This window comes from Paenibacillus taiwanensis DSM 18679 (assembly GCF_000425125.1).
GTDB classification, from domain to species: domain Bacteria; phylum Bacillota; class Bacilli; order Paenibacillales; family Paenibacillaceae; genus Paenibacillus_B; species Paenibacillus_B taiwanensis.
Map to the genome: position 1 here is coordinate 688374 of NZ_KE384307.1, position 12993 is coordinate 701366.

The 12993-nt window shown below is 46.3% G+C and carries 10 protein-coding genes and 1 pseudogene; 4 read left to right on the forward strand and 7 right to left on the reverse strand.

Annotated features, from left to right (window positions below; all coding sequences use genetic code 11):
* Positions 1 to 172: 172 nt before the first annotated feature.
* Positions 173 to 1165, reverse strand: a complete 993-nt coding sequence (locus tag H509_RS0117075) for a YpdA family putative bacillithiol disulfide reductase (RefSeq protein WP_028546153.1) — start codon at positions 1163 to 1165, stop codon at positions 173 to 175.
* A 193-nt stretch (positions 1166 to 1358) separates the two neighbouring features.
* Between H509_RS0117075 and H509_RS0117080 the strand changes: the two genes are divergently transcribed.
* Positions 1359 to 2060, forward strand: a complete 702-nt coding sequence (locus H509_RS0117080) for an HAD family hydrolase (protein WP_157277773.1) — start codon at positions 1359 to 1361, stop codon at positions 2058 to 2060.
* 419 nt (positions 2061 to 2479) lie between these two features.
* Here the strand turns inward: H509_RS0117080 and H509_RS25725 are convergent.
* The 5 genes and pseudogenes from H509_RS25725 to H509_RS0117105 form a co-directional block, all read right to left on the reverse strand.
* Positions 2480 to 3658, reverse strand: a pseudogene (locus H509_RS25725) (YheC/YheD family endospore coat-associated protein); the annotation flags it as partial.
* 25 nt (positions 3659 to 3683) lie between these two features.
* Positions 3684 to 4784: a YheC/YheD family endospore coat-associated protein gene (locus H509_RS0117090; RefSeq protein ID WP_425414246.1), complete on the reverse strand. Its 1101-nt coding sequence runs from the start codon at positions 4782 to 4784 to the stop codon at positions 3684 to 3686.
* 5 nt (positions 4785 to 4789) lie between these two features.
* Positions 4790 to 6166 (reverse strand): YheC/YheD family endospore coat-associated protein, encoded by a 1377-nt coding sequence (locus H509_RS0117095; protein ID WP_028546156.1) that lies wholly within the window; start codon positions 6164 to 6166, stop codon positions 4790 to 4792.
* Positions 6163 to 7320 carry a YheC/YheD family endospore coat-associated protein gene (locus tag H509_RS0117100; RefSeq protein ID WP_028546157.1) on the reverse strand — a complete coding sequence of 386 codons (1158 nt, stop codon included), beginning with the start codon at positions 7318 to 7320 and terminating at the stop codon, positions 6163 to 6165. Before H509_RS0117100 ends, H509_RS0117095 begins: the two co-directional genes overlap by 4 nt.
* A 43-nt stretch (positions 7321 to 7363) precedes the next feature.
* Positions 7364 to 8734: a YheC/YheD family endospore coat-associated protein gene (locus H509_RS0117105; protein WP_028546158.1), complete on the reverse strand. Its 1371-nt coding sequence runs from the start codon at positions 8732 to 8734 to the stop codon at positions 7364 to 7366.
* A gap of 331 nt (positions 8735 to 9065) precedes the next feature.
* On the opposite strand from H509_RS0117105, the gene H509_RS0117110 reads away from it, so the two are divergent.
* Positions 9066 to 9404 (forward strand): YlbF family regulator, encoded by a 339-nt coding sequence (locus tag H509_RS0117110; protein ID WP_028546159.1) that lies wholly within the window; start codon positions 9066 to 9068, stop codon positions 9402 to 9404.
* 25 nt (positions 9405 to 9429) lie between these two features.
* On the opposite strand, the gene H509_RS28630 is transcribed toward H509_RS0117110, so the two are convergent.
* Positions 9430 to 9564, reverse strand: coding sequence for a hypothetical protein (locus tag H509_RS28630; RefSeq protein WP_281169751.1), 135 nt, complete (start codon positions 9562 to 9564; stop codon positions 9430 to 9432).
* A gap of 51 nt (positions 9565 to 9615) precedes the next feature.
* On the opposite strand from H509_RS28630, the gene H509_RS0117115 reads away from it, so the two are divergent.
* The gene (locus H509_RS0117115) at positions 9616 to 9915 is read left to right on the forward strand and encodes a hypothetical protein (RefSeq protein ID WP_051287299.1); all 300 of its coding nucleotides are present in this window, start codon (positions 9616 to 9618) and stop codon (positions 9913 to 9915) included.
* A gap of 271 nt (positions 9916 to 10186) precedes the next feature.
* Positions 10187 to 12877, forward strand: a complete 2691-nt coding sequence (locus H509_RS0117120) for a YhgE/Pip domain-containing protein (RefSeq protein ID WP_028546161.1) — start codon at positions 10187 to 10189, stop codon at positions 12875 to 12877.
* The last annotated feature ends 116 nt before the right edge of the window (positions 12878 to 12993 follow it).

The following is a 12993-nucleotide window of genomic DNA, read 5'->3' on the forward strand; positions in this document are numbered from 1 at the left end:
GACGACCGAAAACCGGTTGAAGGTGACGGGCATCCGTTTCTCCATTTTCCAGCAGAAGCAAAAGAACCAAAAAGTTGGACGAAAAACATTACGTTTCTCCGCCCAACTTTTTAGCTTAGACACTTATTGGACTGTCCCATGCTTGTTGTATATGCTGGATATTGGAACCCGCTTATAAGTTGCGCTGTTCCTGGATATGCTTTGCAATCTGTTTTCCATGACCGCGTCCTGTTTCAATAAAGATCTCGTTGGCGTTTCTGCCAGAGGCAATGACACCTGCTATGTAAAGACCTTTAATATTGGTTTGCATAGTAGCTGGATCAAATACAGGCTTTTCTCTATCTTCTTGCAGTTGAACACCAGCCTGCTCCAACATACGACGATCCGGTCTAAATCCCGTCAGTGCGAGCACGAAACGACAAGAAAGCTGCGTAATGCTTTGATCTTCCGCAGTAGCAATGGTAACATGATCGGGATTAATCACTGTGACTTGTGAACTTAAATGAATTGTAATCAGTCCCTTGGCAACCATACTGTCAAAGATAGGACGCACCCACGGCTTAATATGATCCGATATGGCAGCGCCACGATGTACGATCGTCACTCTTGCACCAACTCGAAGCAGTTCCAAAGAGGCGTCAACTGCGGAATTGTTGCAGCCGATGATAACAACGTCCATTCCTGCGTATGGATGTGCTTCCTGAAAATAATGGGATACATGTGGTAAATCCTCCCCAGGAATGCCGAGCATATTAGGGTGGTCAAAATAACCAGTCGCATCAATAACATAGGGGGCGGAGTAGATCATCGTCTCACCTGAGGTTTTTCTTGTTGTTACAAGAAAAGTATCGTCTGACTGCTTCGTAATGGCGATTGCTTCCTCATAAGCGTTCAGCTTTAATTCGTAACGTTCCGCCACCTTGAGGTAGTAGACAAGCGCTTCCTGTCGATAGGGCTTTTCATTTGGTGTAGTAAAGGGAATGTTGCCGATCTCCAACATTTCTGGTGTACTAAAAAATTGAAGGTTTGTCGGGTAACGATAAATCGAATTCACCAGATTATACTTTTCAATAATTAACGGCTCTATGCCGACATTTTTCAGTTCAATCGCGGCTGACAATCCGCATGGACCGGCGCCGATGATGATGGCATCTGCATAATTCATAAATACGCCTCCAAGGTCTAACATAATAAAAGATTCACCTTTTATGGTAGCAGGTTGGCTATAGGAAATCCAATGGCTGGCTTACAAAAACTTTATTAAAATTCGGACAATCAGAGAGGTATGCACATCAGTTATATGATATATTGAACACATTCCTTTAAGGAAGACATACATTTGATCACTTATACAAAGGATGGGATCGTGGAAAATGAATAAGCCGCAAGCAATTATATTTGATATGGATGGCACGTTGTTTCAAACGGAAACTTTGCTGCTGCCAGCCTACTATAGGTTGTTTGATCGTCTTCGCGAGGAAGGTCTGTTCGAAGGTCCAACACCGCCTGAGGAGTACATATTGAGCTCTTTAGGTATGCTGCTGGAGGCGATCTGGCAGCGTGTAATGCCAGATGCCAGTGAAGAAGCTCGTCTGCGTGCCGATGTATTGTTATTGGAAGAAGAGTTGGCAGGATTGAAGGGCGGAGGCTCCACGTTATACCCTGAGGTAGAAGAGGTGCTTCGTAAGTTGCATCAACAGGGGGTAAAGCTGTTTGTAGCAAGTAATGGCTTGGAACCTTATGTGAAGGGGGTTGCAGAAGCACATCACATTCACGAGTTGTTTGATGGGTTGTACAGCGCGGGAGGCTACCGTACGTCCTCCAAGGTGGATCTAGTTCGGATTCTGCTGAAGGAACACGGGATCACATCTGCCTGGATGGTTGGTGACCGTTCATCGGACGTGGAGGCAGGCAAGGAAAATGAGCTGACAGTCATTGGCTGTACGTATGCAGGCTTTGGAGGCCAAGAAGAATTGATAGGCGCTGACTTCTATATTAACCATTTTAGCGAGCTATTGTCGCTGTATGAACAGTGTATGGAGCAGTCATCAGAAATGTAAAGCGTACTGTGCCATAAGTTTGATATATGACACAAAGAGGAGCAGCCTCGGTTATGGACAGGCTGCTCCTCTTGTATTTGCTCGGATGATACGTTCTATACTTAATGGAAGTCTTTATATTTCGTCTGTTGGATAATATCCAAAATGGTTTGGGTCTCATCAGAATTGAGGTCATCACAGGTGTGACTTTCTGTTCGAGTCGTTGATTTATGTTCATCTGTAGCCCCCTGCCAATGTCTCCGAGTGGTTCTTTTACGGCCAAATGGTTGTAACGCATAATAGGGATAGTAGGGCCGGAAGCGACGAGAGGCTGGCTTAGAATGCTGTGTCTTTCTTGTACGGCTTGTTCGGGATGGCGTTCGTGTGCTCACGAACGGTTCCGATGATGGAGGCATGCCGGACAGCTTTAACGTCGAGGTTGCATCTTCTTTCGATAGAGGCTCTTTTGCGACCGTTTCTTTACTTGTTTGTTTAGGTTCGCGTGTACGTGCATCAGGATTCTCTTTATTGTTGTACAACCAGATCGCATATTCCAACGGACGGGTTAACGCCGTACGATAAGTGTCACGATCTCCTATGCGGGCAAACACTTCACGAGCTGGCTTTGGATTAACTTCTAAAAGCCATATTTTACCGCTTCTTTCGATGGCGAGATCTAACGCTAACTCACATAATGCACCATATTTTTGTTCCAGAAAACGAGCTACAGCAACTCCTAATTGTTCAGCGCCTGCTTTCACTTCGTTAATTCGCAACTCATCTCGGATCCATTGTTTGAGCAATGTATCCATTCTGACTGCTGCTCCGCCGCCGTGCAGGTTAGAGGTGATGCTTTTGGCGGCGCCGATGCGGGCAGCGCATCCTGTCACCGTCCACTGTCCACTGCCATCCTTCTGAACGAGCATCCGATAATCGTGCACACGTCCGTTCGGTAAATTAAGCGATATTCCTTGCTGCACCAAGTAACGTTCTTTGGCGTGCCAGGAGGCAAGCTTTAATGTAAGTTGAGACCAAGTCATTTTTTGCGGCTTGATAATACGTCTCTGATGGTCTCTGCCTTGCACGTATACAGTTTGACTGGACGATTTTAGACGTTCGATTCTTAAAATTCCACGTCCGCCTGTGCCATTAATCGGCTTCAAGTATACGACGGGGTCTCGCTTGATCATTTGTTGGACATCCGCTACTGAAGAATAGAGCTTTGTTCTAGGCAAAGATAACTGAATTTCAGCGTCCTCCCCAAGCACCTGATAGATGGTCCATTTATTACGGAGTGGGCGATTCATAAAATGAAGATGATGATATTTCGCACGAAATTTTCGCAATTGCTCGAAGCGATAACTGCTTTGCAAACGGCAGCGATCAAATATAAGATGGGGGAACTTTACCCACTTGCGTGACCAACGGTTGTTGTCTGGATTGTAGACCAAAGCATGAATTTTTCGCATTTGCTCATTGACATCTTGCGGCGTAAATACAAAGACTTCGATGCCAAGCTTCTTTCCTGCTGCTATCATCTTCTGATATACAGGACGTTCCTCTAATTGCTTCTGTTCATTCATATATAACGTGAGTATGCCAAGTATAGGCTGAGTCAAAATGCATTCACCTTCTTTTTGTCCGTTATCCGCTGTTCTTGGCAAGGTATGTGCTGTATTGGAAAATTCGTTCTAAAGATCGTCTGCGAATGTGCGGCTCGTCAAACTTCATGGGCTTAGCATTCGCCTCAAAAAACCAGATTCCTCCGCTCGCATCCACGCCGAGATCCATCGACATTTCACCAAGCGTGTGACCAGACCCACGCTCCACTTGACGGGCAATGACTAACGACGCATTTCTCGCACGGTTCATAATTTGCGGGGCTTGCTCCTCACCAAAAATGGAAGTCAGCAATTTCTCTGGGTCATCTATGCTCCCGCCACGCGGCACATGCGTCGTAATGCTGAGTACACCGGCTATACGAGCACCTACACCAGTGATGTCCCACACGCCCATCTGATTTTTTTGGACGAGCACACGCAGATCAAATGGTCGACGATTAACCGCTGCCAAGGAAATTCCTTGTTGAATAATGTAATGGCTTTGCCCTGCTTGCTTGCGGATTCGGGACCATAACTTGTTAATATGCGCACTTTTATACGAGGTGCTCCCTTTTTTATCCTGTATTTTCAAGCGAAACTTTAACGTTTTCGTTTGGTTGACGCGCAGTGTCATAATGCCCATTCCCGCTTTACCGGTCTCTGGTTTGAGATACACGTAGGGATGGCGGTTCAGCATTTTCCCAAGGCTGGCAGAGGTTGTGAGCTTTCGTGTGCTAGGAATGTATGGCTTTGTTGTTTTGGACTTTTTAAGCCATTCGAACAAGTTCCACTTATTAAAAAAGTACGGATTAAACATCCGAATGGTAGGATGGGCAAGAATCGACTTGATTTTGTTGCTGACACTTGGTTGCATCTCATCTTCCCGCAACGGAATGCGATTATAGATAACGTGAGGCAGAGGAAACCAGCCCTGCTGCCACACGTTGCTTTCTGGGACGTAATTGTAACCGATAACACGTTTTGCATTTAACTTCAGGTCTTTAACGGTTACGATGTAGACGTTAAAGCCGAGCTCTTTACCAGTCAGGAGCAGATCGGTAAAATTTTCGCGATTCCCTCTAAAATATTCATTGTCGTCATCTATGGTGAGAATGGCCACAATCGGCAATTGCTCTTGTTCCATTCCATTCACTGCTCATCCCTCCTGCGAAATTTACTTAGGAATAGGCAGTGCTCCAATATATGCTCGATGGAAGACCTACCCTCGATCCTTAGCGAAGGGTGCTTAAAGATCGAGCGCCCAGGCTTGGCGTTAGCTTCGAACATCCATACATGCTCATCACGGTCGATACCCAGATCGAAGCCCAATTCCCCGATAAGATGCGGGTGATTTCGTTCTATCGCTTCCGCCAGCTCAATAGCTACTTCTTTGGCTCGATCCAGCACTTCATCGGCACGCTCGCCAAATGTACGCTCTAGCGCCTGCTTTGGAGCCATCAACTGCCCTCCATTTTTAACATGGGTAGTGACACTGCCTTTACCTGCCTTTTTGGCCCCGATGCCGACAACGACCCATTGATCGTCCCCGTTTTTGTGCATATGGAAACGGAAATCGATAGGGCAGCCATCAATTTCGGCTAGGCGTACCCCTTGCTGAACGACATACCCCCGTAGCTGTCGTCCGTGTCGACCTTCGAGCATTCGCATCAAGCTGCTGAAATGTTTAAACCGCAGCAGCACGTTTTTGCCATTATTCGTGTAACGGGCAAAGTAACCTTTCTTGGTGAGATAGGTTAAGCGGTAAATACCGATGCCAAGACTGCCGGCAGTAGGTTTATAATAGACGAACTGATGCCGCTCCAGCATTTCCTTAATCGTATCCGAGTTCGGATTCATGACAGACTCAGGCACATATCTGTTCGCATCTTGTTCCCCTTCGAGTAGAGCATACACATCTGATTTGTTAAAAAAGCTCCAATTGAAAAAAGGAATCTTCTTGCGAATAAACCGTTCGCGCAAATTGTTGATGCCAGTAGAGGTCTCCGCTCTTCTGCTTGGAAGGCGATTGTATACAACATCTGGCAGGGGTACCGTCTTTCGGACCCACCCGCCGTACTCATTTAAGAAGTAAGCAAATACAGTTTCGTTAGACCAATTAATATCACGTGGGGCAAAAGCAAAAACGTAAGCTTTGTTGTGTCCAGCACGAAGTATTTGTTTAATAAACCCAGTACGGCTGCCAAAAGGGCTAGTCGCTGTACGTATGGAAGCATCGGATAAGATGCCAATTAACGGACCGAGCTGAATGTGACCGTCTGTTTCATTTAATAAAAACACGCTGCCTGCTTTGGGAACTTTTACAGTTGTGCGTATCCCTGAAGAAATATACAAGTGCTTACCAGCTTTTTTAATCGGCTTTAAGGTGACTGGAATACTGGCTCTGCCAAGGCGCAAACGAATCGATCTTTTGTTGGATAGCTTCAGTTGTTTTAACAGGGTATGGGATACATAGATCATTTTTTCGGAATTTGGCGTCAGATGGACGTTGCATACCGTCAAACTCATGGACAGACCCTCCTAAGATGTCGAACCAAGACATGGCGAGCGTACAAAATGGGACGTTCTACCGCATGCATCTCGGCTTCGCGTTCACCAGTGTGTTCAAATACGGCCCGACCCGGCTTTGAATTAACCTCAAGCAGCCAAATTCGCGAATTTCTGTCAATGCCAAAGTCAATGCCTAACTCCGCCAGACGCCCGTGGCGTGCTTCCAATGCTTCTGGGATGCATGCACTGTATTGCATAATATCGCGTATCAACTGCTGAGACACGCTAGTGCCGTAATGAGTCTTCAAATATTGAGCCGCATTTGCAGCGTGGCCTCCGCCATGTAGATTGGACGTAATGCCATTTTCAAGACCGATGCGCACGGCCATACCGGTGAGCGCCCAACGGCCAGTGTCGTCTTTTTGCATCAGCGTCCGAATATCAAAGGGTTCTTCCTCTCTACTATTTAAGGTCAAGTAGGGCTGGAGTACATATTTTCGACCGTGGATGAAGCTATGAATCCAATGTAGGCCCGATTGCAGGCGATCAAAGCTGTGCTCAAAAGGTTGATTGTTGTCATCGCGTCCTTTAACGACGATGGCATATCCTCTGATGGAGGAGGAATCGGCATGAGCCGATGAATCAGGGCGCTGAATAAACAACGCGGACCTGCCCTTGCTTCCACTGTGAGGCTTAAGAAAGGCTTTGCCTTGATGATTATGGAGGAAGTCGTTTAAGGCTTTTATGCCGCTGTATAGTAATGTTTCGGGAAGTAGATGGTTAATGCTGTCAATGCGCGACAGGGAACGATACATATCCCATTTTCCGCCTAGTCCGACACTGAGCCATGCTGTACCTGACAGCCTCATGCGGGCGACAGCAGCTCGGGTTTTACGGTATTGCACCTCGTTAGTAAAAGTTAAGCGATCATAGACGAGTTTGGGTATCGGAGCGATTACACTTTTCCATTCTTGATCTTCGAACGTATAACCCCTCACTAGTCGCTTGCTCCAGTCGATCCAGTGAGGAGAGAAGATAAGGACGGGAACCCCTTGTTTTTGCCCAGATAGACACAATTTTCGGCAGAAAGCAGTTTCTGCGAACGGAGGAGAGCCGACTTTTTCATTTTGTAGTACGCCTAACGTGTCTAGTGGACCTTTCATAAGGCTCATGGAACTCCACCTCCTTCTCGAGGATGTCTCAAGGTCAGACAGATTAGAATCCGGCCAAGTACTTTGCATATTCGACTATTTTACGGACAGAAGGGCGAATCTTATTGTCTTGAAGCGGCGTGTTGTCATTTTTGGACGGCTTAGAGTTTACTTCCAGTAACCATACTTTTCCGCCGCTATCTACCGCGAGGTCAATGCCAAGCTCACCAAAATGCGCAGGAATTTGTGTATCGATGCCACGCGCAATTTCAAGTGAAGCGTGCTGGAGGCGGTTGTAAACATCTGCTCTTGCACCTGCTGGCAAGTTAGACTTGATAACAGCCTCTTTCACGGTGCTTAATGTGCCACCACGAGCCAAATTAGACACAAAATGTTGTGTGCTTGCGGTTCTGGCGACGATAGAAGTAAGCGTCCATTTGCCGGTCGCATTTTTCTGGACAAGTGCACGGAAATCAACTGGCCGGCCACCATTCTCCATCAAATGAAGTCCTTGCTGAATCTGATATCGATTGGCCTTGAGCTTGGAGGAAAGACTGGAGAACAACTTAACCAAGCTGCTGAAGCTTTGTCTGCGTGTGCCGTTCACTGTACTGTACATCGCTTGGTAGGATTGGTCGTTCAGCTTCGTGACACGGATAATCCCTTTGCCAAGACTGCCTCTGGCGGGCTTTAGAAAGACGGTATGATATCGGGAGCACATCGTCTTTAAAGTCTGAAAATTACGCAGCAAATAGGATTCCGGCAAATAGCGGGATGGATGGGAATCTCGCTTCAAAGCATCAAATACTTCCGTTTTATCCAGAAACTTTTCATTAAAAACATGTGACTTGTACCGTGCTTTTGCTTCCCTCATAAAATGCTGTACCGTGTCTCTGTTTTCCGTTTTGCGTGAGGTTAATCGGTTGTTAATGACGTCTGGAACGGGCACCTCTGTTTGCTGCCACGATTTATTCTGATAGACCCAGGCTCTAATGCTGTTAACATGCTGCTCAATGTGCTCAGGGGTAAAAAAGCAGACACAGGCGCCTTGTGACTGGCAAGCATCCACAAGCTCTTTGCAAAATGCCGTAATCGGACCAAACGGTTTATCCGGTGAATCAGGACGGTCTCGGCTGATCAGAATGCCAATGAGCGGACCGATCGCAAGCGTCTGTGACGAGGCATGGTACACAACTCGCAACGATTGGCCGGATACGACGCCTAGAGAGCCCGCAAGCGTTTGATTCATACGCAGTCCGTCGAAGCGAGGCACCGGTATTACAATGATTTGCTGCTTAAACGATCCAAAACGTAAAGTCAGTGATTGATTGACCGGAATCTTCCACTGCTTTACTTTCGCTTCGCCAATCATCAGCACCTCATTGCGCAATAGACTGGGGCTTATCACCTGGAGCGCCACTTTCCATTTAGACATGTTGGTTCTCCTTCCAACGACCACTTGCATGGATGATCTCGGTAATCGCCGTTCGAGGCGTTTACTGTGAACTATGACCAATGATTTATCATATGAGGACATATTTTCCTTGGTGATTGACCCAGCTCGAAAATAGCGAAAGTATTATGAATAGACATAGGTTTCACAGTTGAGATTCGACAAGTGGATGGATATCCGTTAAGATATTAGACGTATGAACGAAGCAGGATGTGCATGAGAATGGGCGGTTGTCACGAAGGTTACGGGGTACGATTGTCACAATCGGACTTCGTGGAGTGAACAATGGCTTACATAAGGAGGATGCGTACATATGACGAACGTATACGATAGAGCGCATGAATTAGCGCGAGCATTGCAAGATTCGGCTGAATCAAAAGCCGTAGAACAGGCGATGAAAGCCATCGACAGTGACCCGGAAAGCAAAAGGATGTTGGATGATTTCCGTCAGCGTCAGGGCGAATTGCAGCAAATGATGATGAGCGGCGCGATGCCAGATCAAGCAGAAATGGAAAAGCTGGAGCAAACTTACCAAGTCATCAGCATGAACACTAGCATTGCTCAATTATTTGAGGCAGAGCGACTGCTTGCCCAAGTGATTCAAGATGTAAACAAGATTGTAACAGATTCACTTAGTCATCTTTATCAATAACATAAGCGTTTCATAGAGGCTGGCGTCACACTTCCTTGCGAGGTGCTTGCGCCAGCCTTTTTGCGGTCATAATTGCCCGCCCGTCCACATAGGCTGTTAGTAGACAGCATGCTGGATTGTAGCAAATGGTTGCATCGTGCATCGTGTATGATGTGTTCATTGTGCAAGCGGACAAGATGAAATGATCATGATCGTAGAAAGGGTGTATAACATGAACTCAACTAAACATGTGAAGAAATACAGCCGCACTCAAAGCCGCGTCATTTCTGTCATTTCCATTGCTGCGGTGCTGGTGATGTTATTTATCGCACTGCCAACAATACCTTTGAATGAAGGCTGGTCGTTAGCTGCCGTATTTGGTGCGGTATGGGCCTTGTTTGCTGTACTTATTATAGGCGCCCATCTCTATCGTCTATTAAGAGTCGATGAGGAAGTAGAGCGGAAGCTGCGCCAAGTCCGGACGCAACGATATAAGCAGGTAGAACGGCGAATTATGGGCAACGAGCAATAAGGTAGTACAGCCGCTTCTGAACAGAGCTTCCTCAACGTTAAGTTGGCGGAAGCTTTTTGCTGTGAGCAAGGTGAGCAAGCGGCGTTACAGGATATAAACAAGCGCAAAAAAAAGGTTGAAGGGTGAGAACGGATTTTGTATGATTACAACCTGTGGAGATGTTTAGCAGTAAAACAAAAGCCGAGAAGTGTACGTAGTTTCTGTTAGTTAACAAAGCTATTTTTACAAGGGTCACTCGGTCATTTTGTTCGTTAAGAAGGGGGACCACGATTTGAAGCTGTTTCAAAATCTTCGTTATTTCGGCAAAGAGTTTGTTGCCACGATGAAGTCAAAGCATGTGCTTATACCGGTGCTTGGCTTGCTCGTCGTGCCGCTGCTGTACAGCGGTGTATACCTGGTAGCTAACTGGGATCCCTACAGCAACGTGAAGCATATGCCCGTAGCTGTCGTTAATGAAGACAAGCCGGTGCAATATGAGGGGAAGGAAATTGCGATCGGCCGTGAATTGATGCAAAAGCTCCACGACAATGATAGTGTCGAATTCCATTTTGTTGGCAGAGCTGAAGCGGAACGGGGATTGGCCGAGCATACGTATTATTTGCTGATCGATATCCCTCAGGAAATGTCGCAGCATGCGACAACGATTTTAGATCCTAATCCGAAGCCGCTGGAATTGAAGTACAAGGAGAACAGCAGTTTTAACTTCTTGTCAGGTCAAATATCTGACAAAGTGGTAGAGAAGATCAAAGCGGAGACGTCTCAGAAAGTAACCGAAACCTATGTGGAGCAAATGTTTGGTGCTATCGCGCAATTGGCAGATGGCCTCGGTGCAGCAAGTGATGGAGCGGGGCAGTTGGAGAACGGGCTCAAGCAGTTAGGGACGGGGATCGAGACGTTTCGTAATGAGCTGAACGGCCAAATTAACTCAAAGACGTCGCAAGCAGGATCTATGGTGGATAAGCTGCTCGATGAGAATAAAGTAAAGCTTGAAAACACAATCAACAAGGAGATTGAGCAAGCAATCGCATCCAATAAAGGACCTTTAGTAGACAAGTTGCATCAGGAAATTGATAAGCAGTCAGAAACGTATAGCACTGCATTACGAGATAAGGTGCATATCCGAATTGACGAGTGGGCTGGTAAGAACAGCGGTACTGCGCAAGAGCAGCTAAATCAAGAGATTGATCGTGCTTTTGGACAATACGGCGAACAAATTCGCAAGCAGATCCATGAGGAAATCAATGCGGCCTATACAGCACACATAGATGATGTGTACAAGCAAGTAGTAACGGAAGTTGATAACACGGTAGTTAAAATGGAGCCTGTAGCCCGGGCGATGATGCATAACGTTATCGATAACGAGGCTGGCGATATTGATGCGTCTATTCGGAATCGTGTACATAAGTGGATTGATGAGAAGGTAGATGCCTTATTTGACAAAACGATGGAGCACATGACAAGCAATCAGGAGCAGATCAAGCGGCAATTTGACAAGCTGCAAGCGGATTTAGCTGCTTTGAAAGCCAGTGCGAAGCCGGAAGAAGCGGATAAATGGCAAGCGATTCAAGATCAATTGAATGGCCTGCGGGATAACGTACATGCTGCCCTCAAGCCAGAGCAGCTCCTTAAGCTCAAAGATAAAATCAAGCAGGATCTGAATCAACTGGTGGATAAGGAGCTTCATGCTGTAAATAAGCAGTTGTTAACTAGAATTCACAGTGAAGCGGATAAGAAATTTAGCTCTTTCTATCCGACTGCGCGGGCTATGGCGCGCGGAATGGCACTGAACAAGGCGCAAGAGCTTGCTCCTGTTCTGCTCGGAAAGGCTCATCAATATGCTGAGCAGCTGTATTCCGAGAAGTCAGCGCAAGTACAGACGAAAGCTCATGAAGTATTAAATGAGAAGTGGTCACAGCTTGAGCCGCAAGTGATCCAAGAAGTTCATCAGCATGCAGACGACGAGATCAATCGTGTTGAGCCTGTCGTGATCAGCAAAATTCATGAAGCAGCGGCTGAGAAAGTAAACACGCTGGAGCCGCTTGTGCGAGACCATATGCACAAACTGGCTAATTGGAAGCTGGATGAAGCAGCAAAAAAAGTGCATCAGATGGCATTTGAAAAAATGAGTGCGCTTTTGCATGATGTAGATAAAGCCAATAACGCGATTAACACCGGATTTAATCGGCTGATGGACGGACAACAACAATTGATAAACGGTGGTGCAGAGCTGCGCTCGAAGCTGCGGGATGGCGCGGAGAAGGCGACACAAGATTCGACTGACAGTACGTATCATATGATATCGGCCCCGGTGACAAGCGACAAGGAAGAAAATCATGATGTGAGTACGTATGGAATTGGTATGGCACCGTACTTCTTGTCACTAGGCTTCTTCGTAGGGGCGTTGATGTTCTCCATCGTATTCCCGATGAAAGAGACCGTCCTGCGTCCGCCTAACGGTTTTGCATGGTTGTTAAGTAAGTTTGGTACGATGACAATTGAAAGTATTTTCCAAGTGCTTATTGCAGGCAGTGTGGTGTTGTACGGAATTGGTTTGACTGTAACGAACGTTCCGATGTTTTTCTTAGTGTCACTGGTCACAAGTTTAATGTTTTTTGCATTCATTCAGTTTTTTGTAACGGCCTTTGGCAATGTAGGGCGGTTTATCATTATTATTTTGCTAGTTTTGCAATTGTCGGCGACTGCGGGAACATTTCCGATTGAGCTGACACCAGAGTTTTTCCAAATGCTTCATCCTTGGCTGCCAATGACATATACGATTCGTGCTTACCGTGGTGTTGTCTCACTTGGTGACATGAATTACGTGTGGCAGAACATAGGTGTACTGTGCATTTACTTGTTCTCAAGTTTGCTTTGCAGCTGGATGTATTTTGCCCTCTGTTCGAAGAAGGCAAAACGTAAAGAGACAGCGAGCAATAGTGGTAACATGCAATCTGCACCGTAGTTAACTTGTGTAACCTACTTTTATTTTAAAAAATGCAGACGAAAAAAAGTCTTCAGATCCACTGGCGTTAGTGGGTTTGGAGACTTTTTTTGTTTTTGAAAAGGGGTGCTGCTGCT

Coding starts and splice junctions, on each gene's coding strand:
- H509_RS0117075 (WP_028546153.1), bottom strand. CDS start 1,165: ATGAATTATGCAGATGCCATCATCATCGGCGCCGGTCCATGCGGATTG.
- H509_RS0117080 (WP_157277773.1), top strand. CDS start 1,359: ATGGGATCGTGGAAAATGAATAAGCCGCAAGCAATTATATTTGATATG.
- H509_RS0117090 (WP_425414246.1), bottom strand. CDS start 4,784: ATGGAACAAGAGCAATTGCCGATTGTGGCCATTCTCACCATAGATGAC.
- H509_RS0117095 (WP_028546156.1), bottom strand. CDS start 6,166: ATGAGTTTGACGGTATGCAACGTCCATCTGACGCCAAATTCCGAAAAA.
- H509_RS0117100 (WP_028546157.1), bottom strand. CDS start 7,320: ATGAGCCTTATGAAAGGTCCACTAGACACGTTAGGCGTACTACAAAAT.
- H509_RS0117105 (WP_028546158.1), bottom strand. CDS start 8,734: ATGTCTAAATGGAAAGTGGCGCTCCAGGTGATAAGCCCCAGTCTATTG.
- H509_RS0117110 (WP_028546159.1), top strand. CDS start 9,066: ATGACGAACGTATACGATAGAGCGCATGAATTAGCGCGAGCATTGCAA.
- H509_RS28630 (WP_281169751.1), bottom strand. CDS start 9,564: ATGAACACATCATACACGATGCACGATGCAACCATTTGCTACAATCCA.
- H509_RS0117115 (WP_051287299.1), top strand. CDS start 9,616: ATGAACTCAACTAAACATGTGAAGAAATACAGCCGCACTCAAAGCCGC.